This is a genomic window from Pseudorhizobium halotolerans, assembly GCF_902153235.2.
Classification (GTDB): domain Bacteria; phylum Pseudomonadota; class Alphaproteobacteria; order Rhizobiales; family Rhizobiaceae; genus Neorhizobium; species Neorhizobium flavum.
In genome coordinates this window covers 31588-53937 of sequence record NZ_CABFWE030000002.1, presented here as the reverse complement: position 1 = coordinate 53937, position 22350 = coordinate 31588, and the positions used below count along the sequence as shown (strand labels likewise).

General features: G+C 59.8%; 23 protein-coding genes and 2 pseudogenes. 19 read left to right on the top strand and 6 right to left on the bottom strand.

Annotation, left to right across the window (positions count from 1 at the left end):
- Positions 1-65 precede the first annotated feature (65 nt).
- The 4 genes and pseudogenes from FN060_RS23015 to FN060_RS23010 all read right to left on the bottom strand — a co-directional run.
- Positions 66-269 carry a hypothetical protein gene (locus tag FN060_RS23015; RefSeq protein WP_142586801.1) on the bottom strand — a complete coding sequence of 68 codons (204 nt, stop codon included), beginning with the start codon at positions 267-269 and terminating at the stop codon, positions 66-68.
- Positions 270-481: 212 nt separating this feature from the next.
- Positions 482-903: pseudogene (locus FN060_RS02835) on the bottom strand (helix-turn-helix domain-containing protein).
- A 118-nt stretch (positions 904-1021) separates the two neighbouring features.
- Entirely contained in the window at positions 1022-1312 is a 291-nt protein-coding gene (locus FN060_RS02830) for a hypothetical protein (protein ID WP_142586800.1), read from the bottom strand.
- 284 nt (positions 1313-1596) lie between these two features.
- A pseudogene (locus FN060_RS23010) lies at positions 1597-1854 on the bottom strand (helix-turn-helix domain-containing protein); the annotation flags it as partial.
- A 701-nt stretch (positions 1855-2555) separates the two neighbouring features.
- Between FN060_RS23010 and FN060_RS02820 the strand changes: the two are divergent.
- The 7 genes from FN060_RS02820 to FN060_RS02790 all read left to right on the top strand — a co-directional run bounded on the left by FN060_RS02820 (position 2556) and on the right by FN060_RS02790 (position 6413).
- Positions 2556-3011, top strand: coding sequence for a DUF3846 domain-containing protein (locus FN060_RS02820; protein ID WP_142586799.1), 456 nt, complete (start codon positions 2556-2558; stop codon positions 3009-3011).
- Positions 3011-4009 carry a hypothetical protein gene (locus FN060_RS02815; protein WP_244665678.1) on the top strand — a complete coding sequence of 333 codons (999 nt, stop codon included), beginning with the start codon at positions 3011-3013 and terminating at the stop codon, positions 4007-4009. Before FN060_RS02820 ends, FN060_RS02815 begins: the two co-directional genes overlap by 1 nt.
- A gap of 33 nt (positions 4010-4042) precedes the next feature.
- On the top strand, positions 4043-4489 hold the full coding sequence (locus FN060_RS02810; protein WP_142586797.1) for a hypothetical protein: 447 nt from the start codon (positions 4043-4045) through the stop codon (positions 4487-4489).
- A gap of 89 nt (positions 4490-4578) precedes the next feature.
- Positions 4579-4884 carry a hypothetical protein gene (locus FN060_RS02805; protein ID WP_142586796.1) on the top strand — a complete coding sequence of 102 codons (306 nt, stop codon included), beginning with the start codon at positions 4579-4581 and terminating at the stop codon, positions 4882-4884.
- A 742-nt stretch (positions 4885-5626) separates the two neighbouring features.
- Entirely contained in the window at positions 5627-5824 is a 198-nt protein-coding gene (locus tag FN060_RS02800; protein ID WP_142586795.1) for a trans-acting factor B, read from the top strand.
- A 137-nt stretch (positions 5825-5961) separates the two neighbouring features.
- Entirely contained in the window at positions 5962-6177 is a 216-nt protein-coding gene (locus tag FN060_RS02795; protein WP_244665683.1) for a hypothetical protein, read from the top strand.
- A gap of 35 nt (positions 6178-6212) precedes the next feature.
- A complete protein-coding gene (locus tag FN060_RS02790; protein WP_244665677.1) occupies positions 6213-6413 on the top strand; it encodes a hypothetical protein in 201 nt (66 codons plus the stop codon).
- A 128-nt stretch (positions 6414-6541) separates the two neighbouring features.
- Here the strand turns inward: FN060_RS02790 and FN060_RS02785 are convergent, their stop codons facing one another.
- Positions 6542-7108, bottom strand: coding sequence for a T4SS efffector SepA family protein (locus tag FN060_RS02785; RefSeq protein WP_142586792.1), 567 nt, complete (start codon positions 7106-7108; stop codon positions 6542-6544).
- 281 nt (positions 7109-7389) lie between these two features.
- Between FN060_RS02785 and FN060_RS02780 the strand changes: the two genes are divergently transcribed.
- The 12 genes from FN060_RS02780 (at position 7390) to FN060_RS02725 (ending at position 20810) form a co-directional block, all read left to right on the top strand.
- Positions 7390-7887, top strand: coding sequence for a hypothetical protein (locus tag FN060_RS02780; protein ID WP_142586791.1), 498 nt, complete (start codon positions 7390-7392; stop codon positions 7885-7887).
- Between the two features lie 751 nt (positions 7888-8638).
- On the top strand, positions 8639-10561 hold the full coding sequence (locus FN060_RS02775; RefSeq protein WP_142586790.1) for a ParB/RepB/Spo0J family partition protein: 1923 nt from the start codon (positions 8639-8641) through the stop codon (positions 10559-10561).
- 572 nt (positions 10562-11133) lie between these two features.
- Positions 11134-12411, top strand: a complete 1278-nt coding sequence (repC, locus tag FN060_RS02770; RefSeq protein ID WP_142586789.1) for a plasmid replication protein RepC — start codon at positions 11134-11136, stop codon at positions 12409-12411.
- An 11-nt stretch (positions 12412-12422) separates the two neighbouring features.
- The gene (locus tag FN060_RS02765; RefSeq protein ID WP_142586848.1) at positions 12423-12920 is read left to right on the top strand and encodes a thermonuclease family protein; all 498 of its coding nucleotides are present in this window, start codon (positions 12423-12425) and stop codon (positions 12918-12920) included.
- Between the two features lie 399 nt (positions 12921-13319).
- Positions 13320-13652, top strand: a complete 333-nt coding sequence (locus tag FN060_RS02760; RefSeq protein ID WP_027991192.1) for a DUF736 family protein — start codon at positions 13320-13322, stop codon at positions 13650-13652.
- A gap of 120 nt (positions 13653-13772) precedes the next feature.
- Complete coding sequence (locus FN060_RS02755) at positions 13773-13976, top strand: antitoxin VbhA family protein (protein ID WP_012881325.1); 204 nt, start codon at positions 13773-13775, stop codon at positions 13974-13976.
- A 69-nt stretch (positions 13977-14045) separates the two neighbouring features.
- On the top strand, positions 14046-15095 hold the full coding sequence (locus tag FN060_RS02750; protein ID WP_142586788.1) for a Fic family protein: 1050 nt from the start codon (positions 14046-14048) through the stop codon (positions 15093-15095).
- 220 nt (positions 15096-15315) lie between these two features.
- Positions 15316-16203, top strand: a complete 888-nt coding sequence (locus FN060_RS02745; protein WP_142586787.1) for an ArdC family protein — start codon at positions 15316-15318, stop codon at positions 16201-16203.
- 194 nt (positions 16204-16397) lie between these two features.
- Positions 16398-17600 (top strand): plasmid partitioning protein RepA, encoded by a 1203-nt coding sequence (gene repA / locus FN060_RS02740; protein ID WP_041409793.1) that lies wholly within the window; start codon positions 16398-16400, stop codon positions 17598-17600.
- Positions 17597-18631 carry a plasmid partitioning protein RepB gene (gene repB, locus FN060_RS02735; protein ID WP_142586786.1) on the top strand — a complete coding sequence of 345 codons (1035 nt, stop codon included), beginning with the start codon at positions 17597-17599 and terminating at the stop codon, positions 18629-18631. The genes repA and repB overlap by 4 nt, the downstream gene beginning before the upstream one ends.
- Before the next feature lie 176 nt (positions 18632-18807).
- Positions 18808-20022 carry a plasmid replication protein RepC gene (gene repC, locus FN060_RS02730; RefSeq protein WP_142586785.1) on the top strand — a complete coding sequence of 405 codons (1215 nt, stop codon included), beginning with the start codon at positions 18808-18810 and terminating at the stop codon, positions 20020-20022.
- A 53-nt stretch (positions 20023-20075) separates the two neighbouring features.
- Positions 20076-20810 carry an NYN domain-containing protein gene (locus FN060_RS02725; protein ID WP_142586784.1) on the top strand — a complete coding sequence of 245 codons (735 nt, stop codon included), beginning with the start codon at positions 20076-20078 and terminating at the stop codon, positions 20808-20810.
- Between the two features lie 364 nt (positions 20811-21174).
- Here FN060_RS02725 and FN060_RS02720 read toward each other — a convergent pair whose 3' ends face one another.
- Positions 21175-22350, bottom strand: coding sequence for a site-specific integrase (locus FN060_RS02720; RefSeq protein WP_142586783.1), 1176 nt, complete (start codon positions 22348-22350; stop codon positions 21175-21177).

Below are 22350 nucleotides of genomic sequence, written 5' to 3'. Positions count from 1 at the left end.
ATTGGATGGCGACAAGGTAGCGCCCTGGCCCGGCCCCGCGCCATTTGCGGCGCACCAGACCGATTTTATCGCCGATTCTTCAGGCCAGGATATGGGTCTCGCCCCAATGCCTTGGCAATTTTGCGCCAGTCCCGTCCGCCCACTCCAGGTATCCTCAGTATTTCGGCTGCGGACAGGTGCTGCATATCTCCGATCACCTCATGTCCGTGCTGGTTTAGCTCGGTGAGGACCCACGGCGTGAGTTTCAATTCTGCAAGTTTTGTGTCCATGTCGAGATAAGATCAGACCCACGTGCATCGCGCAATTTGCATGATTATGCAATCCCGCCAATCTGACGCCTCAGGAGGAACAAAAATCGCGCATTTCGCAGGTCGCCGCGCCGATCGTCTTCGCGAAGCTGCAGACTATGGCTTCGTCGCCCCCCGAAGAGCATCCTGCGCACTGCGAGCAGCCGCTCAGACATGGAGGGAGCGAATGTCGCTCATGATCGATCCTGTTCGGCGAGCGCTTTCACCAGGCTGACAACGCGAGTCCGAACCTTCTCGTCCTCAATTCGACAGAAGGCGCGAACGAGGGCAAGCATCTGGTCGTTCGATACCAATCGCATTAGTTCCGGATGGAGCGCGGAGCGGCCGCCGGCGTCGCTCTTGGCTCCACCGGGCATATCTTCGAAAAAAAATACGAGACCGGAACCTCCAGCACGTCCGCAATCTGTTGCAGGCAGCTTGCGCCGACGCGGTTGGTCCCCTTCTCGTATTTTTGCACTTGCTGGAACGTGGCCCCGATCGCCTCGCCAAGAATGGCTTGCGCCATCTCCATCCACACCCGCCGCATGCGGATTCGACGGCCAACATGAACGTCTACGGCTTCGGGCTGCTTTCTTTCAGGGGTACGAGTCAGCATGAATTCTCGATCCTTGGGCGATCGGTGCCCTCCCCCGCCCTATCGCAGTTCTGATAGTTCCTCTTTCTTGGTGCCGACGCTCCTATAACGTGACCGGCTCGGTGAACATTCCCCTATTTCAGTGAATATTCCCGTTTTCAGTCCAGTGCTTCGCTGGCGAGCCTGGCTCCAGATATCGGCCGAGGGAGCGAAGATATGCGACAATTTCCAGCAGGAGGAAATCCCGGTCCCCGAACACTTCACCGATGCGATTGAGCTCGTCGGCCGCGGCGTCCATTTCCTCGAGGTCACCGAGCACGTAGCAGTCGTGGCCGATCGCGCAGATGTCGCAGCCGGCCTCGATCTCCGCGTCGGCAAAGGCGGGGATCTCGCTTTCCAACATAAGCCGTCCAGATTCACGTTTCGCCATGTCCATTCATCCTCTTCAAACGCTCGGCGGCCCGAGGAGAAACGGCGCGGCTGACGCCGGGCCATTGCCGCCGTGGCCGCTCTTTCCGATCTTCCCTTGCCGATTGTGCAAGCTGAAAACGTCCTGCAAGGTTTCCTCGTCGAAGCTCGCAGCTTGTCGATGCAGGCCAGGAGCCGATCTACTTTGGTTTGGTTTTCGCCCCACAGATGGAGAGCTGCCGGCGCTAGAAGCTCTTCCGGACTTGCCCCGAGCACCTGGCAGAGATGGATCAGGCGGCCTACCGTCAGGCGGGAAACGCTTGTTTCGTAGCGGGCGTAAACCGCTTCACTGAGACCAAGCAGGGGCGCCAGTTTCGACCGGGAGAGATTTCGCCTCTCGCGGGCTTCCCGGATACTGGCGGAGATTCTTTCTTCCAGCGCGGCGCTGAGTATATTTCGACCGTCCGGGGGTGCTAGCCGATACACTGGTTTGTCAACGTCCGGATCATTGACTTGCTGCAATCCGAGATCCGAAATCCATTGCTGCAGCGACGGTCCTGCCATTCATCCTGCCGGTGGTTGTTCCCGGTGCAGACCACTTTAATGGAAGTGGTTGTGTTCTTGGAACCATCAAAACGTCTTGGGTGGTATCAGTTTGGTGCATCGCTGACGCGACCCCGCTCTATGCCTTCGGCACGAAGACCGCAAAAAAGCGTTCTGCGCCCAGTAGGGTAACGATCGGTTGCGCAAGACCGGCCTCGCGGCCTTCACGTCATGACTGCATCAAATTGCTTCTGAAAGCCGTTTACAGCTTGCGGTGAAATCAGCATATTGGCAACCGGCAACGACAATCGAGAGTTGGTCGTGGCAAGTCGCTAGCCCTTCTTGTCATGCACCACGGGGCCGTCCTGATCTACGAGCCAGGGCGGCCCTTCTCGTATCTGAAATGGCGGCCGCCAGGCGGCCGGCTTTGCCTTCCTGAAGGAGGGAAAGAGGGCGCTGCCCTCTCTCCCTCACAAGGGAAAAAACGGTCTCCCCGTCCTTCCTCCCCTCGCCTCCGGCTCGCTCCGTGCAGGATCGACGAATCCGCATGCGCGGATTTTGCGTCGCCCCTTCGGCTTTGGCCTCGGGCGGGCGAACCCCCTCCGTTTTGTTCCCTTGCCTCCCTCTCTCCCGCTGCTCCGCGCGAGCTCGGGGAGCAGGAGCGGGGCTCCTGCCCCTCGGGCAAGAGCTAGACCGCTTCGCGGAAAGGAAAGGGCTAGAAAATGGTACGAGCAAACACCGCATATGTGCTGGACCCGGAGACCACGATTTTTAGGCCGGTGGAGCTTCAGGTCGATATGGGCATCCGGCCGATCTATGCAATCATCGGGTGCCGACTGCTCGAAGTCGTGCGTTTCGACGAGCGACACACGCTTTTTGTCGATGAGGAAGGGCTGAAGGACGGCCTGACCGCCTTCACCATCTTTGAAGGTTTCCCGCAGCCGATCGCCGGCAAGATCGTTCTCGTCGGTGGCGACGGTCGCGATCCGTACACGTCGCCGCTGATCAGCCTTGAGGATGCAGCCAAGCATTTCAAATGCTGCCGCCCGGTCCTGGACCCGGTTTTCGCGAAGGCAGACGAGATTTCGCCGGGCGGTATCATCATCGCCGGTGCGCTCGCAGGTTTGCAATGCCGCATCGAGCGCCGCGCCCCTACCCTTGTCGAGGGAGAGGCATGATGAAAATCGCTGCCTTAGACAACAACATCCTCGCCATCGTCGCAGGAACCTTCGCCGCAACCATTGCGGCGGAGGACATCGAGGCGCAGTTTCACGCCCTCACCCACTTCCCCGACCGGCGCGCGAAGACCGAGCTTGCCGACCTGGCTGAGCGGCTGAACCGGTTTGCCGCCTATGTCGTGGAGCTTTGGGACCAAGCCGCCGAGCGGATTCCGGAGCCGGAAATCGAAGCTTTCGCCCGCCGTCACGTCGATCTGACGCGGCGCTATTGGGGGGCGGAAGGCCGCTGCATGAATTGGTTTATCACCGGCCCTGCCCGCTTCCCTGTCGCCCGCAATGAAAGGCGCATGAAGATATCCGACGCCCGCCGCGCCGATCTGAAGGCGCACGAAGCGACGGCCAGAAAGGCAGCGAAGCGGAAGGCGTTCCCGCACGGCACGGACGATGAGCCGATCCGTTCCGGCGATCCGGCCGCCTTGCAGCGGATCATGACGCGCATCGAGGAGACCGCTCTTTCCATCGACCGGATGAAGGCCGCGAACGCGATCATCCGGCGCATTGAGAAAGACCTTGCGACGGAAGAGGACATGATTGCTGCTGTCGCGGCGAACACCGGCCTTTCTCCCGAAGCCGCAGCCAGAGGCATCAAACTAGCGCCGTGGCAGTCCCGACGCGGTTTCAGCACGACCAACAGCCGCGCCGAACTTCGCCGCTTGCAGCAGCGCCTTGCGGCCCTCGCACGGATGAAGGAGCGCGGCAACCAAAGCGAAGAGGTCGAAACGGACGTCGGAGCCGTCGAGATCAAGGAGAACGCCGACATTGCGCGAATCCAGTTGCTCTTTCCCGGCAAGCCCGACGACCCGACGCGGCGCGTGCTGAAGGCGAACGGCTTCCGCTGGTCACCGTCGCAGGGCGCATGGCAACGGCACCTGAACGAGGCCGGACGCTACGCCGCGCAGCGCGTGCTGAAGACGATCAGCGGCGCCAGCGCCGCCTGATCACCTCGCCCCATTCAAGGAAAGGACAGTCCGATGACCCAGACGATCTATTGCGTGGTGGAGTTTTGCGGCAAGGGCGACCCCATGTTCGGCGGCACTGCTGCCGATTGGAGCCTCTACAAGACCGAAGACGGCGCGCACGCTTTCATGGGCGCCGCCGAGGCGCAGCGATGCAAGCTCGTTATGGCCTATTTCCCGACCGCCGCCGAAGCGGAGAAGGCCGGAGCCGCAGCAAGCACCCGGAAGGGCCTGATTTCCGCCCTTCCCGTCAAGCCCCGGCTCGAAGTGCCGAGGGCACAGATTTCATGGACTGTCGGCAACAAGCACGTTGGCGAGGAGGACCGCGAGCTCGCCGAGCACTTCGCCGACAGGGCGAAAAGGGCGGGCGCGGCTGATCCGGATTTGATCGCGCAAATCGTCGCCTACGCGCTTGCCTGCCACCGCGCAAATCAGGCGTTGGTCGCGCATTTCCGGCTTTAGAAAACGTGTGGACGCTATTAATGACGCAACCAAAGATTGGCCGCGCTATTCGACGGCGCGGCCCGCAGCATGAGCTACAGGAGCGGAAGTTGAGCCGATACACTGTGCAGATCACGAACGGGACGACAACGGACGAGGAAGGGACGATCGGCTACGATCGGCCGTTGCGGACCTTCTTTCTACAGGCGTTTCCAGACCCGGAAACTGACGAATGCGCTCTTTGGCTGGGCGCGTTCATTGAGGAAAATCCGACTTTGGAATCCATCATCGAGGCCGCCCGGGCGCGAGGCTACGAGGTCCGCGGCCTGACGAGGGAAATGATGCTGGCGATGCTCAAGGAAGCGGGACCGCCGCACCCGCCGAGCCTTGGTGAACGACTCGGCATAGTGCGGTAAAACGTAGAGATCAGTTTCGAGGGCGGAAGCAGCAGCGCCGAGCCAGCGGCGCGTTCGGGGAGGATGGGCCACCCCGACCGAGGCGACGGCCTCGCCCTCGAACCGGAGGTGCTGCATGTGGTTCCTACCACTTAGCATCACCCTAGACGTGAAAAGGACCCGGACCACCTGGCAAGTGCGGATCCGAGTCCAATTCTGGCTCTAGGAAACGGGGGCGGGCCGCACGGCTCGTCCCCACTCCGGAACTCAATATAGCGATTTTCTCTCCAACTTCAAAGCGCCCCGGCCGTTCCAACCCCGCATCGAGCGGGCCAGGAACGGAACGAGGGGCGCCCTTGACACCCCTCCCCTCGTGCTCCCCTCCCCATCCACGGCGGCCGCCCCGCGTGAGCGGGCCGGCTCACTTCGACTTCTTGTCGTTGTCGGCCGTTGAAGACCTGGTGAGGGCCTGACCCACTGCAGCGAAACCGCGACCGAGATCCGGCCTGGCGGCTGGATGGCGACTTGCCGATTGACGGCGAAGGCGGCGGCCGGGGCTACGAAGGCCGCGCTTCCCGGCATCTCCTTAGTGGCTGTACGCAATCTAATGCTGCGCACGATACGCCACGCCCAGCCTTGGCGTGCAACCCTAAAGGTTCTCCTCTCCGCTTTGCTCTGTTGCGACCGCTTCGCGGTGCACTCGGCGGTGCCTGCCGTATTCGAGCTTCGCGATTACGCACAACCACTAACGAGGATCCACCTCATGAAAACGCTCGTAACCTTCTGCCAGAAGACCGGCCGCCGCCTTCGCCTCTACCTCAATCGGCAAGTCTCCAAACTGTCCCATAAGGGCCAGTTGAATATCTCGGTCGCGGTCTCGCTTCCGCCCATCGCAAAGGTCGAGGTCAGCTATCAGTGCGACTTCAAGGCCAAAGCCGACAACGACAACAAGCCGAAGTGAGAAGGCCGCGCCCTGCACGCGGGGCGCGGCTTTCCGCCGTGGCCCGCGTGCCGCCGGATATTGCGTCCCGGTGCTTGAAATCTCAGATTGAATGGGTGAGCATTGGACGTCAACCAACAATGGAAGACTTCGTGACCATGACGAGCAACGCGATTCAGCAGGTTCAGGAGGACATGGCGCTGATCGCCCGGGGCGAGGAAATCGACCTTCCGTGGCGCCGGTTTCGCGTTCTCCTCGATCACGGCCTGGTCGAGATCAACACGTCTGTCCTCCTGGGTGGACCGCTTGCAGGAAGTCGAACATCCATCTCGTGGACAGACGACGGCATGCGGTTCATGGGACAGGCCAGCTAAGGCAAAGACCATCAACGAAAATGAGGTATGACTGCGTGAAAAGCATCTTTGCAGGTAATTTCGATCAGGAGAGCGCCATCGAAGCCGCTGTAGAGCTCTACGGTGTCGATGCCACAACGGCCGTGGCTCATTGCGCGCTTGAGGCCTACGTCGATCGTCGCGAGGCTGACCACCAATTCTGGTTTCGCATTTTCGCCCATCTAAAGGGCATTCCACTGTCCGATAGCAGGCATTGAAGCCTTATTGCAGGTCCAAAAGCGTTTCCAGTCGCGCCGGTCTCGGTGGGGCTGCGAGCGGCCGGCGTGAGCCGCCAGGCGAACTGTGCAGGCGGAGGAAACCCACCGCCCTACCCGCGCCCTCGCTTTTATGAATTGCCCGACCGCAGAACGCCCGCCTTGCCGGGGTGTTGAGCTTTAGGGTTCTGCCGCCAGACGAATTCGACGTTGACTGGGATTCGCCACTTTTTGGCGAGCCGATCAACTTCTTTCCACGCATCCACTGCCGACTGCCCCTGCACCGAAATGCCAAGTTCGGGGAAGTATCTGTAGCCATCGTCCTCGTAGTTGGCAGCCTTAGACGGAACGCCCAGTTCCCGAACCAGCTTCTCGCCCTCGAACCCCTTAGCCTTCACGTGCGCGATCATCATGTGCAGGATTGATGCCCAGTTGGGGTTCTGGATCGGCTTGCCGTTGATTGTCGCCCTCATCGGCTTGGTGAAGGTAAGGCTGGGCGCGGTGTCGAACACCAAAGCGCCATCAGTTGACGCCACAGGAGCGCCCGCCGCTTCGTCATCGCGTTCGATCCCGAGTTGCTCCATCACCTCCTGCACGACGCGGTCGATGGTTTCGCTCGGCGACTTGGTCCCGAACCACGTCTTGAGCGTGCTGATATCAGCAAAAGTTGCATCGTTGATTCTGACTACAGGCATCATCGCTTTCTCCTATGCGAGTATCATAGAAAATATGTAACATTATCTCTCGATGCGAGTCAAGGGAATATGTTACATATTTCGTATGGCAGTCGCTATGCCTCGAATGTCGTGCTTGCATTGAATGTCGCCTCGCAATCTGGTCGTTCCAACGGGCTAGACGAATGACGGTCTGCCACCCTGTGCAGCCGTTGAGCAAAGAACTGCTTCGACCCCAAAGCGCTCATATTGACCGCATCTTGCTGATCGGCTCCGGTACAGTTCGGACTTCCAAGAGGTGTGAAATGGAAGATGATATCTGGGGTCGGGCTTTCTATGACGATGGAGAGTGGGTTTCCTGGTCGGACGTGGAAGAGCAACTCCGATACCAGGAGTGGCGAGCAAAGTATCCTAATGCGATAAGATCTTTGATTCCGTATTTTCAGGATCTCTTGTCGCTGGCAGAAAGCTACCACCTTGAGACAGGTCGTCATCTCAATGTGTACGGAGACATTGGGGAACTCTTCGGCGCCATCACCTACGGAATAAAGCTGAACAAGAACTATGCGCAGGGTTCTGATGGTAGGCTTGGCAATGATCACGTTGAGATCAAGACCATCACCCCGTTCAAGTCCAAGGACGAGGTTGTCGTGAAGTTATCAGGTAACTTCAGCAAGCTGCTCGTCGTGAAGATCAATGCGGACTTTGAAGTCTCATCCCGGATGGTCGATCGCTCGAAGCTTCCCAAAACCGCGAAGCCTTTCCTCACGATTAGGTGGGGGGATCTGCTCGTGGCCGAATGACGGCTTCGTCCGCATTGCGGTCGTTCCGAGGGTTCGCGCCGAGCGGTGGCTCTCCACCTATTGAAAAGTTTTGTATCCGCCTGACCACCTCGTTATCACGATTTGATTCCCCTACTGTTGTTTTTAGCGGGAACCCAACGCTGCGTCATCGAACGCGAGGCGTTTTCCAGCCGCGCCGGCATAGCCGGCACAAGCGGCCGCAGCGAGCATCAGCGAGCGGAGCAGCCGAAGGCAACCCGCGCCCGTCAGGTAGCGCCGTAGGGTTTGCCGGAGGCTTGTGGGAAACGCCGGCACCAGAGGCGGAATGCCACACGGAACCGCTTGCCGGGGGCAGTCGGTCCCAGTTTCCGCCCTTCGGGCGGCGCTTCGCTTAAACCTCCTGCGGCTGCCCTTTTAACCGGTCAGCAATGCGCGAACTGGCTTCGGCTGCGCCTGCGCCTGGTATGCTCATTGTTTGCTTTTGAGGGGGAAAGAGGGCTCTGCCCGCCTCTCCCCCAACAAGGCGAAAATCGGTCTCCCCGTCCTTCCTCCTCTCGCCTTCGGCTCGCTCCGTGCAGGATCGACGCGGATCCGAAGGTACGGATCCTGCGCCGCCCCTTCGGCTTTGGCCTCGGGCGGGTGATCCCCCTCCGATTTGTCACCTTGCCCCCCCTCTCCCCCGCTGCTCCGCGCGAGCTCGGGAGCAGGAGCGGGGCTCCTGCCCCTTCGGGCATGAGGCCGCTTCGCGGGAAATAGGGAAAAGGGAACCATCATGACTGACATCATAACCGTTGCATTGAGCAAGCTCGACGCCGATCCGAGGAACGTGCGCAAGACCTACAGCGTCGAGGGTATCGAGGCGCTGGCTGCGAACATTCGCGCCGACGGCTACCGGCTTCTGCACAACCTCGTTGTTCGTAAGGGCGACAAGAAGGGCCGCTATTTCGTCGTCGCCGGTGGCCGCCGGTTGGCTGCGCTCAATCTGTTGGCCGAGGCGGGCGAGATTGCCAAGGATTACCCCGTCGAGTGCAAGGAACGCGAAGGGGAGATCGCCACGGAAATCAGCCTCGCAGAGAACGTCATGCGCGAGGAAATGCACCCGGTCGACCAGTACGAGGCATTTGACGCACTGGCCAGACAGGGAAAAGACATTGCCGACATTGCCGCTCGGTTCGGCACGACCGAAACCATTGTCCGCAAGCGGCTGGCTCTCGCGCGCGTTTCGCCGATCCTTTTGCAGCAGTTCCGCGCCGAGGACATGAGCTTTGCGCAGCTATCGGCCTTCACGGTCAGCGATGATCACGAAAGGCAGGTGACCGTTTGGAACTCGCTTCCTTCTTGGAACCGCGACCCTCATTCGATCCGGCGAGCGCTGACCGAGGAAATGATTCCGGCGACCGATAAGCGTGTGCAGTTCATCGGCGGGCTGGAGGCTTACGAGCAAGCCGGTGGACAGGTTCAGCGCGAGCTTTTTGACGAGCGAAACGCCGGTTACGCGATGGACGTTGCTTTGGTCGAAAAACTCGTGGCTGAAAAGCTCGAGACGGCCGCCGCGACCGTTCGTGCCGAAGGCTGGAAATGGGTCGAGTGCTCCGCCACGGCCCCTGCCGGGTATCATGCGATGAAGCGCCACTATCCCGAGGCTCTTCCTCTTTCCGAAGAAGATCAGGCGGCGCTTGATGCCGCACAGGCAGAATATGACGAGCTTGCCGAGTTGATTGAAAGCGGTATGGCCGACGACGAGGCAGAGGCGAAGCTGTCTGACGTCGAAAAGCGGATCGACACTCTTAAGGCCCGATCGGAAGCCTATAGCCCGGAGGCGTTGGAACAGGCGGGAACCTTCGTGTTCCTCGACTATTGCGGTCGGCTTGCCATCGAGCGCGGCTTTGTGAAGCCGGGAGAAGTCGAGTCGGCGGGAGATGAGGACGGTGAAGGCTTGCCGAGCGCCAGCAGCGCGGCAACACCCAAGGCACCGAGCATCAGCCATTCCGCCGCGCTGATCGAGGACCTGACTGCTCACAAGACCGCTGCTTTGCGTATCGAACTGGCAAATAATCCGGGCGTGGCGCTTGTTGCCGTCGTTCACGCGATGCTGCTGCGCGTGGCCTATCCGTACAATTCGGAGCAGAGCGCTCTACAGTTGTCGCTCACGCATGAACGCTTGGAGCCTTCGATGAAGGACTCCGAAAGCTGCAAGGGGCTTTCCGCCTTCAACGATCTTGCGGATAACTACGGCCATCACCTGCCGGGAAACCCTGCCGATTTGTTCGAATGGCTGTTGGAGCAGCCGCAAGACATGGTGATGATGCTTCTCGCATTCGGCGCGGCGCACTCGGTCAATGCGGTGGAGAAGAAATTTACAGACCGCAAGAAGGGTGTCGAGCAGGCGAACCAGCTTGGCCGAGCGCTCAAGGTGAACATGCCAGATTGGTTCGAGACGACCGGTGGCAGCTATTTCAAACACGTCAACCGCACGACCATTGAACTTACGGTGGCCGAGGCGAGAGGCAGCGAAGCGGAATTGTCGGTGAGAGCCGCCGCCAAAAAGTCCGAAGCCGTCACGATCGCAGATCGCCTCCTTGCCGGAACCGGCTGGATACCGGCCCCGGTGCGCATAGCCCCCGCCGAGCCGGAGCAGGAGCTTGAAGCCGAGAGCATCGCCGAAAACGAGCAGTTCCCCCAAGCGGCTGAGTAACATCAGTCGCGGGCCGGTCACATTCCTCCCGCGTGATCGGCCCTTCCCGCTTCACAACCGCCGATGACCGTGGGCCAGGATCGACCTGGCCCACTATCATGTTGAGGGGAGGCCCGATTCCCCCTCCCCTCAAACTCCCCTTCCCGCCCGGGTTTTCTTGCGTTTCAGGAACTGTTGTGCATCAAATTGCTTCAGCTTTGGGACCCAAAGGCGGCGTTCTAAGATCAGCAAAAATGCGGCAAGCCACTAAGAAATAGAGGAATTATCGGTTTAACACGCGCCTTGCAGGCTTTTGCGTGTAGCACGTTGTTGCACCTGTTTGGTTTATGAGGTTATTTTTCAAATGGCGGAATCACTCGTGATTCCGGCGCTCACGCATTCTGATCAAATTTCACGGAGATGACAGCCCGACCAGAAAAGAAAAACCGCTCCCGAACAAGTCCGGAAGCGGGGTCTATGAGTCAATAAATTAGCCGAATCCTTTCTCGCAGACCCTCCCTTCCCTGTCAATTGCAAAAGCACCTTTTTGGTGAACGGCGAAGCTTTGCCTGGTCCCTAAGTGGAGACGAGGAATGGGGAATACCCAAATTCATCAGCGGCCAATCGGCCGCAGGATAACGCCGCAGCGTGCGCAATTCCGGCGTCTGGCAGAGTCGGCGGATATCGGAACCGTGACGCGTGCCCAATTGGCCGTGCTTGCTCAAAGCCTGACATGCACAGGGCTAATCAACGGGACCGAAAGCCACCTGTTGGCCGCGCTGATCAATACGGTTCCCGCTGAATCATTCGACCGGTCCGGCCGTCCGATCGTATTCAAGTCGAACCAGCAACTGGCCTTCGAAATTGGCCGTTCGGTCGGTCGCGTCAGCCGCATGCTATCCAGCCTCTTCGACGCTGGCCTGATCACGATGCAGGACAGCGGCAACTACAAGCGCTATCCGATCCGCAATGGCGACGGCGAGATCACGGACGGTTGCGGAATCGACCTTCGCATCCTGATCGTGCGATATGCCGAGCTTGACGAGCTCGTGAGACAGGTTCGGGCTCAGAAGAAAGCCGCCGACGCGGCGCTACGGCGCTACCGCGGGGCGCTTCGCAATGCTCGCTATGCCCTCTCGGCCGCCGCGCGTCTCTCGGAGGATTCTTTGAGCCGTATCGGCGCCCGGATCGAGCGGGTGAGCAACATTGTCGGAATCGCCGGCAAGGCATCGAGTCGCGTGCTACGCCGGGCAACGGCTCTTCTGGAGTGGTTGATAGAGCGGATGATGGAGCTCCCGCGCCGATCGGCAGAAGCGCAAGAAACGCAAAATATGACATGCCCGCATGCCGAAAACGGCATGCACAAACAGATTACAACCTCTCATCCCTTTGACGAGAGTAATCAGGAACGGCGTTCGACTAACGCCGAACAACTCAATTCGCCTAAGGCTGGCTCCGCCAGCAAATGGGCTTTTGAAGAAAGCCTGAGGCGAGGCCGGAGCGAAATCAACAAGCCACGGCGCTTGCGGCAGGCAATGGTGGCATTGCAAGACGTGCTTAGGGCGGTGCCAGCGCTGAAGACCTACGGGTTTGCCCCCAGCAGTTGGGCCGACCTAACGCGGGCCGTGCCGCTGATGTGCCGGTTTGCCGGGATCTCCGAGGATGCCCGCGCCCGCGCCGTCGAGCAGATGGGCGAGCAGCAAGCCGCCGTCGCCGTCGCCGTGACACTCGAGAAATACGACCGGCAGGAAGTCAGCTCGCCGGGAGGGTATTTGCGGGCTATGACGGACCGCGCTAGAGCGGGCGAATTGCATCTCGCCCGCTCTGTCTTCGGGCTCGCCGCCCGAAATTCCACGGAGGTCAGACATTGAGACGTAACGCTTTGCCGGCGCTTTTCGCCGCCCTTGTCATCGGTCACGGTTCGGCGGAGGCGGCGGATTATTCCGGTCGTGCCCGCGTGATCGATGGCGACACCATCAGCATCCGGAATCAGCGAATCAGGATAGCGGCGATCGATGCTTGCGAGCGCGGCCAGACCGGATTGAAAGACGGGAAGTTATGGCGCTGTGGCGTCGCAGCTCGCAGCTATCTTGGGAAAATGATCGACGGCCAGCACGTTCGCTGCGACATCATCGATCAGGATCAGTATCGCCGCCTGGTGGGCCAATGCTTCATTGGAGACGTCGATATCGGCCTTGCGATGGTGAAGGCAGGACTGGCGGAGGCAATGCTACGGTATCTGCCGGCGACCCACTCGATCAGCGAGGTCGAGTACGGCCAGGCCGAGAACCGTGCCCGCGATAATGGCTTTGGCATGTGGTCGGCCGAGATCGAGAGCCCGCACGTCTATCGTCGTTCCAAACCTTCCGGGAACCAATGACCCGCGAGATAGCCAATACGGAGCAGTGGCGCCGACGGCGTGCGAAGCATATTGCTTCAGTGTCGTCATCGGAATCGCCGCAAAATCTGTTGATCAGGTCGCGCCATTGGATAATATTGCTGCAAATTGTGCGGTTGGTACGTCGCTGACAAACGGGGAAACGTTGCCAAAACGGTTCAAGCCACACTCCTCCAGGGCGGTTGCTTTTGACGCTCGTTCGCACGTCGACGCGGTTTACGCAAAGCGGACGCCACAAAAATTTCCCCGCCTTCGGCTTCCTCGCGAAGCAAATTTTTGCGTCCTCTCGCCTCCTCCGCTCACGCTCCGGCCTACGGTGCGCACCGCTTTCCGCCGTGCCTTTGGAACGATCATTGCAACCACCAAAGAGGAGTGAAAGACATGAACATCACCAACTACATCCAGTTCGACGGCGACAACCTGGACACCGCAAAGGGCGCCGGCCTCATCTCCACTATCGACCGCGACATGGACATCAAGGTCGTGCCGTTCGAGTCCGACAATGAAAAGGCCCCGACGCACCGCGTCTACGCCAAGTCACCGCGCGGCCATGACATCGAGGTCGGCGGCATCTGGAAGAAAGAGAACCAGGACGGCAAGCCGTACTACACCCTCTCGATCCGCAAGCTTCGCTACAACGCCAATCTCGGCCGGTTCCCCGGCCAGGACGATGCCTCCCTGCAGGCGATCATCGAATGGGAACCGCGCGATTAATCCGCTCACAGCGCCCGGCTAGTAGCCGGGCGCTCACCTTCGAAAGGCCGGAAAATCCCGCAAATTGCTGGATTTTCAGCATTTTTCTTGCTAAGGTGGCTCGTAACTGGAGATTTGCCGATGAACGTTCATTCCCGCCGTCCGGATCGTTCCCCGGAAGCGATCGAGAAGCGGCGCAAGGCCGCTGAGCAGGCGCGCGCTGCCAATATCCGGCAGGGCTACGTTCACGATCCTGCCCTCGAGGAGGCGACCGCGCGGTATGTCGCCGGCGACATCACCCGCGAGGAATACCGGCAGCTCATGATCGAGCCGCCTGTCAGATAACCTCCCGATCAACCTTCAAGAGCAGAAGGCCGCCTGCTTAGAGCTGGCGGCTTTTTGTTGAGCTTCGCCATGGCTGACGAGCGCCCCAAAGGCTCCTACACCTATCCCAACACGTCGGATGATCCAGACCGGTCGAACGTTCTGAAAAACAGATGGGGCATTGAAACCCATTCCGAGCTGCGCGTGAAAGAGTATCGCGCGACCGCGGTGCGGATGCAGGAAATTGCTGAAGGCGACGGCCCGAAAGGCAATTTTGACAAAGCCCACCTGAAGGCGATCCACGGCTACATTTTTCAGGATGTGTACGAATGGGCCGGTCATACGCGAAACGAAAGTCCGATTGTTGAGGGGCAGCGCGTAGAGCCGATCGGTAGCCTCTCTAAGGGCGGCACGTCCTTCCTGCCCGGCTCGCGCCTAGAAATGGGCCTGGACGAGGCGCTGAAGCCGATCCGAGATCCGCAGGCCCTTCGCAATGCAACGGCTGAGGAATTCGCTGAGCGGGCCGGAAGAGTCCTCTCAGAGCTGAACTATGTGCATCCATTCAGAGAGGGAAATGGACGTGCCCAGGAAGCGTTTATTTCCGAGCTTGGCCGCCATTACGGCCACGAGATCGACTTCTCCGTAATTACCAAACCGCGCATGATCGAGGCGTCAATCGAGACCACGAACGACCCGTCCAGTCCCGTGATGAAGCACGTCATTGAGGACGCGATGAACCCGGGCCGTCGGGAGGCCATTCCATCCGCATTCGAAGACTTGCGGGAGGTCGGTGAAGAGCCTCTGCACCATCATGTTCGCACTGCCCGCGCCGGAGAAGAAATCACTGGCCAGATTCTCGGCCACGACAATCGCGTTGCCAGCCTTGTGACCGATCAAGGGATTGTCGTCGCGGATCGCGCGGACCTGCCGGAGAAGTTGCCAGACGAGGAGGAGATCACCTTCACTGCCCGGTCGGACTTTTCCCGAGTGAGGCGAGAGCAGCCGGCCCAGGACGCGCAATCGCAGCCGGCGCCAGCACGGCAGCCACAGCTGGACCATAACCCGGAGTTGAAGGCGATCGAGGCGCAAATGGCGGCACACCGCAGTCGGGAGCGTGATGACGACGATCGCGAGCGGTAACCTGCCCACCGGCTCTTTAGCTGCAAGAGCTATCCGTGAGCCGAAGGCGCCGATGTTCTGCGCCCTCTCCTTCCGTTGGGTGATTTGACGGACAAGCTACGATAGCCCCTCCCCCACGCAACCGCTGGCGCGGTCCTCCACTCTGTTGCGGCCCTTCGGGTGCATGGGCTCGCTTCGGCTATCTCCGTTTTCTGCCGTCAACCAACGGAAGGAGACGGCAATGCAGACCATCAAGGACACCTACCAGCGCATCACCGATGCCATCATCGAGCAGCTTGAAGCCGGAACAAAGCCGTGGATCCGGCCCTGGCGCGGAAACAGCCGCGGCTCCCTCGTTCCGCGCCGCGCCACCGGCGAAGCCTATCGCGGGATCAACGTCCTGATGCTTTGGCTCGCAAGCGAGCTCGCCGGCTACGAGGAAAACACCTGGATGACCTACCGCCAAGCTCAGGATCTCGGCGGCCAGGTCCGCAAGGGCGAGAAGGGCTCCCTCGTCGTCAAATACAGCACCTTCAACCCCAAGGAGCCGGAAGATGACGACGAGCGCGCAATCCCCTATCTCAAGGGTTACACGGTCTTCAATATCGAGCAGATCGAGAACCTTCCAAACCGGTTCTATCGACCGGCCGCGGATTTACCGGCGACGCCAGTTCTGCATCTTGAGACCGTCGAAACCTTCGTCCGCAACACCGGCGCGGCGATCACCTACGGCGGAACGACCGCCTGCTATCGTCCCGCCCCCGACGACATTCTCATGCCCGATCGGGCACGCTTCGTCGACGAGGTTCACCTCTACTCGACCTTGCTGCACGAGATGTCGCATTGGTCAGGCGCAAAGCATCGCCTCGACCGTGACTTGAGCGGCCGATTCGGTAGTGAAAGCTACGCCATCGAGGAGCTGGTTGCCGAGCTCTCCGCTTCGTTCCTCTGCGCCGATCTTGGAGTGGCCCACGATCCTCGCGACAATACCGCGACCTACCTGGAAAGCTGGCTCAAGGCGCTTAAGAACGACAAGCGGGCGATCATCACCGCGGCCGCCAAAGCCCAGGCCGCAGCCGAATATCTGCACGGGCTGCAAGCGCTCAAGGAGGATAGTAGGGCCGCTTAGCGGCCCACTTCGAACGTTGGTTTCTGCGACTGTTTGCGAAAGTTGACCATGGTCAACTTAGACTTTCGCCGTTGACCATGAGTTTGTGGTTAACCTTTCGTTAACTTAAAAACTCTTGCCGGATCGACAGAATCACCGCTACATGCGGTTAATAAGCGAATAACTCGTTTAAAGTGCATGTGCAGGATTTTTCGATGAATGTGAAAGCGAGCATTCAGGACCAGATTGTGGAAGTGGATTTGCTGATCACCCAGCAAGCCAACGAGCTTTCCGCAATGCTTCACGAGCATCGGCTGGAAATGTTCCCGCCGAACGCTCAGAAGACACTGCGGCCGTTCCAATTGTCCGAGGCAGCGCAGTACCTTCGAGTGACAAGCGGTTACCTTAAGAACTTGAGCTTGGAAGGCAAAGGCCCGCAGCCGATGGTAACACCGTCCGGCAGGCGTTCCTATACGGCCGAGCAAATGCTCGAGATGCGTTATTTCCTCGACAAGAACAGTCGTTCTGCGGCCAAGTACGTACCTCATCGACGTGGGTCCGAACACCTGCAGGTGATCGCGACTGTTAACTTCAAAGGTGGCTCAGCAAAGACGACCACGACTGCTCACTTAGCTCAGCATCTCGCGCTTACGGGACACCGTGTTCTCGCCATCGATCTCGATCCGCAGGCATCGCTTTCAGCCCTTCACGGATTCCAGCCGGAGATCGACCACAATGAATCTCTGTATGAAGCGCTTCGGTATGACGACCAGCGGAAGTCTCTGTCTGAGCTTGTTAAGAAGACCAACTTTCCCGGCTTGGACATCGTTCCAGCGAACCTCGAACTGCAGGAATACGAATATGATACTCCGCTTGCGCTAGCCCGAAATGACGGCTCCATGGGCCGCATTTTTTTCGGTCGTCTCGATGAAGCACTAGGCGACGTTGCGGATAACTACGACGTGGTCATTATCGACTGCCCGCCGCAACTTGGCTACCTGACCCTCACGGCTATGTCGTCCTCGACGGGTATATTGATCACTGTCCATCCCCAAATGCTCGACGTCATGTCGATGTGTCAGTTTCTGCTGATGATGGGAGAGGTCATGGGGACCCTGAAGCGTGCCGGCGCCAATATGCGTCTCGATTGGCTCCGTTATCTGGTGACGCGGTATGAGCCCACCGACGGTCCTCAAAGTCAGATGGTTGCTTTCATGCGCTCGCTCTTTAAGCAGCATGTGCTCGTCAATGAGATGCTGAAGAGCACGGCCATATCGGACGCGGGGATTACAAAGCAATCACTTTACGAGGTTGAACGCTCGCAATTTACGAGAACGACCTATGACCGGGCCATGGAATCCCTTCATCGCGTGAACGATGAAATCGTTGGTCTGATCCACAAAGCGTGGGGTCGATGATGTCCAGAAAGAACCTCCTGACCTCAATCACTGAACGCAAGTTGACCATGGTCAACTCGGCGCCGGCACCCGAGAATTCGACGCCTTCGCTGTCGCCAGCCATGGAGCGAAACCGCAATCGAGGTGCCTTCGGCGCCATAACGAAATCGATCGACGAGCTCGCTGAAAAAGCACAAGCAGCTAAGGAGTTCGAGGCACGATTGCTCGAAGGGGCAACCGTGGTGGAATTGGACCCCGCAACAATAGATGCTTCTTTCGTCGCCGATCGCATGGGCGATGACACAGAGGCCTTCGAGGAACTCGTCGAGGCTATCCGTCAAAGGGGGCAAGACAGCGCGATCCTGGTGCGTCCACACCCGGATTCGGAAGGCCGTTACATGACGGTCTTCGGCCATCGAAGGGTGCGTGCCGCAAGAGCGCTCGGCAGACCTGTTAAGGCGGTTGTTAAGGAGCTCGATAACAAAAACCACGTCATCGCCCAAGGGCAAGAAAACAGTGCCAGGGCCGACCTCTCGTTCATTGAGAAGGCGGTATTTGCGAGCAATCTCGAACGTAGCGGTTACGATCGCGAAGTGATTATGGCGTCGCTGTCGGTCGACAAAACCGTAGTTTCTAAGATGATCTCCGTCACCAATGACATCCCTGTAGACGTCATTCGCGCAATCGGACCCGCCAAGAGCAGCGGCCGCGATCGTTGGTACAGACTCGCCCTCAAATTCCGTGACGGCGGTGTAGAAGAGAAGGTGGCGGAGCTTACTGGATCTCCGGAATTTCAAACTGCTGATAGCGATCAGCGTTTGGAACTCCTGACGCGCCACCTCGATACCGAAAAGCCAAAGAAGAAAATCAGCAAATCGAGGCCAAAAGGCCAAGCGTGGGTCCCTGAGGACAAGTTGGTTAGCGTCGTGGCAAAGGCACAACCAAAAGGCTTCTCGCTCGACATCAGAAATAAGGATGCGAAGTCGTTCGGCGAGTGGATTTCTAGCAATCTTGAGAGCCTGTACGAGGCGTTCAGGAAGTCGGAGCAGTAGGAAAAAACGGAGACAAAAACCGCAAAGAAAAAGGCCCCCAGACATCACTGTCGTGGAAGCCCTTCTCATATCCTTAAGCAAGATCGAGAATCGCATTTCCACGAATCCCTGTCAAGAGTCGCAACGTGCGTTTTGGGCGGCCGGTATTCTTTGCCTAACTTGAAGGCGAAAGTGAAATGCAGGTTGGAAATGTGACGACGCCCTTCGGGCGGCGGCCGATTTCGCTTGCCCAAGTCAAAGGGCAAATGCGGACGGCCGACATCAAACCCGGCAAGACAGCCGACAAATGGAAGGTGTTCCGAGACGCCTGCGAAGCGAGGGCGGTGCTCGGCATCCAGGACCGCGCCTTGGCGGTGCTGGATGCGCTGCTGACGTTCTATCCGGACAACGAGCTTTCGGAAGACCGCGGCCTGGTCGTATTCCCATCGAACGATCAGCTCGCCGTGCGTGCGCACGGCATTGCCGGCACGACCTTGCGTCGGCAGCTCGCCGCGCTGGTCGACGCTGGCCTGATCCAGCGCAAGGACAGCGCCAACGGCAAACGCTACGCCCGTAAGGACGAAACCGGCGCGATCGAGGAGGCCTTCGGCTTCAGTCTGGCGCCGCTGCTGGCACGCGCCGAGGAGCTAGCGCACGCCGCACAGCAGGTTGCCGCAGAGCGCAAGCGCTTCCGCATCACCAAGGAAGCATTGTCGATCTGCCGGCGCGATGTCCGCAAGCTGATCAGCGCGGCGATGGAGGAGGGGGCTGCCGGCGACTGGGGACGCATCGAGGAGATATTCCTCGGCCTGACCGGGCGCATCCCCCGCACGCCGACGATTGCGGATCTACAGCAAATCCTCGAGGAAATGGAGATGCTCCGCGAGGAAATCATCAACCGGCTGGAAATTCAGGAAAATTCCGAAAATATGGGCAGCAATGCTGGTCAAAACGAACGCCACATACAGAATTCAAATACCGAATCCAGCAATGAACTTGAACCTCGCTCTAGACATGAGCAGGGTGCGAACTCGAGCCAGACCAGCCGGCCGACGAGCGAGCCGATAAAGGCATTTCCGTTGGGTATGGTGCTGAAGGCCTGCCCAGAGATCAACGATTATGCGCCAGGCGGCGCGGTTGGAGGCTGGCGCGACCTGATGTCCGCGGCGGTCGTCGTTCGATCGATGCTGGGGGTCAGCCCATCAGCCTATCAGGAAGCCTGCGAGGTCATGGGACAGCAGAATGCCGCGGTTGCTGTCGCATGCATCCTCCAAAGGGCGGGGCACATCCACAATGCCGGCGGCTATCTCCGGGATCTCACGCGAAAGGCGGCGCGCGGCGAGTTTTCGCTCGGGCCAATGCTGATGGCACTGATGCGGGCGAACCAGGACGCGGTCCGGAAAGCCGGATAGTGCTACCGCAAAGCGGCTGTTAAGCTTTGCCGATCGGAGGAGGGGAACGTAGCATGCCGTCTGAAACTCGATCACCACGCCTTGCGGTCCTCATCGATGCCGATAACACTTCGGCAAAGATCGTCGACGGATTGTTCGAAGAGGTCGCCAAGTTAGGGGAAGCCAGTGTCCGTCGTATCTATGGCGATTTCTCAGGCACGCGGTCCAAAGCGTGGGCGGATGTGCTCGCGAAACACGCGATTATTCCACAGCAACAGTTTGCCTACACGACGGGAAAAAATGCCTCCGATATCACCCTGGTGATTGATGCAATGGACTTGCTGCACAGCGGCCGCTTCGACGGCTTCTGCCTTGTTTCCTCCGACAGTGATTTCACAAGGCTGGCCGCCCGGATACGCGAGCAAGGCGTCGATGTGTTCGGCTTCGGCGAGCAGAAGACGCCGGAGAGTTTTCGCCAAGCCTGCCGGCGATTCGTCTACACCGAGAACCTGCTTTCCGGCGCGATTAAGGACGAGCAGAACACGGCGTCCGTCGACAAGCCGCTGCAGCCGGCGAACGCCGCCGTTCCGCTGATCAAGAAGGTGCTGTCGCAGGAGGATACCGAGGACGGCTGGGTGAACTTGGGCACCGTCGGCAAGCAGCTCCTGAACCTGGCACCGGATTTCGACCCCCGCACCTTCGGCTTCCGAAAACTCAGCGATCTTATCCGCAAGACGAACCAATTCGAAGTTCGCCAGGCCGAGGGTGGTCCCATCAGCATACGGATGAAACAACGAGGCAAAAAATAGCGCCACCGCCACGGCGATTGGAGAAGGCGGGGGAGTGCCGGGCGCGGCGACAAATCGTTCGGCTTTCCCCTGCGGCCAGAAGCGAAGCCCGGTGCATCTCTTCCCGCGCCGGGCTTTTGTCGTTTTCGCAAGAACTCCATTCTGATTTTGCCATTCTTATCGATCAACGCCGCGCGCGCCGCCAACCTGCAACGCTCGCATCGATTGAGGGGAGAGATGGCGTCGCTGATGCAGCGTGCCGAGGCCCGGGGCAGGGCAGCATCGGCCGCTGACCGGCACGATAGATCGGGAGGCGAAAGCGGAACCGGAAGGATGGCAGTCGTTTGAGAGGCGAGCCGATGCACTGTTCGGCGCGTACTCCCGCCTAGACGATCAGCCGCGCCGCTCGTCCATTCTTTCGTTCCGCGTTGTTGTAGTAGCTCGCCGCTTGGGTCACCGATTTGTGCAGTGACTGCTGCATCGCTTCCGGCAGCGGAATGCCACGGTTTGCCGCCTCGGTCAGATAGCCGGACCTCAAGCCATGCGCCGAAAACAGCGCCGGATCGAGACCGGCTTGCTTGCAGCGGCGTTTGAGGATCAGGTTAACCGATTGCGGCGTCAGCGCCCGCCGGTCGACATTGCCCCACTGATCGATGCGCCGGAAAACGGGCCCGTCCTTAATTTGCGCGTCGGACAGCCATCGCTTCAACACGGTCACCGGCCGGCCGATCAACAGTACATGTTCGTCATCGTCGGCGGTCGTCGTCTTGGTGCGGCCGAGAAGGATGGACAGACAGGGCAGGGGAGGGGAGTTTTCGTCGTTCGGATTGGCGCGCACCGGTTCCTCGTCGGAAAGGTCTTCGACCTGCAGCGCCGCCACTTCCGAGCGACGGCGGCCGCCGGAGGCAAAGGCGGCCAAGAGCAGTGCCTGGTCGCGCACATCGACCAGCCGATCGCCTGCACAAGCCTGAAGCACCTTCGCCAGGATATCGACGGTCACGGCCTTTTTGCTCTTGCGCTGGCGCGGCCGATTACTTGCCTTGACCGCCAGCCTCAGCGCGCTCTTCAGCGATGGTGCGCCGAAGGCGCCGGTGAGACCGCGCCAGCGGGTGAGGATCGACCACGACGTCAACCGCCGCCGCACCGTGCCGGGCGCATGCGGGGCGGAGGCTCGGAGCAGGCGCTCGGCGCGCAATCCCGCCTCGACCTCCGTTGGCATGCCGTGAGCCGAATCCTCGGCGCGTTTGACCGGATCCCAGAGATGGTGGGCGACGAATTTCAGGAGTAGCGATTCCGGCGCCGGCCAGGGCAGGGGGGAGCCGGTCGCCAGCCGGCACCAGGCCTCGAGATAACCCAGGTCGGAGGCTAGCGCCCTGAGCGTGTTTTCGCCCATGCCCTCGGCTGCGAGATGTTTGAGCGTAGCGACGTCGTCGTCGGTCAGCAGCGCGGCCAGCTGATCGCGCCGGTCGAACGGCAGGATGGCGTCAAGCGCGTCAAGTTCCTCGGAGCGGCGGTGGACCGCTTGGCTGTCCGATTCCGCCGCTCTATGATTGTCAATCAT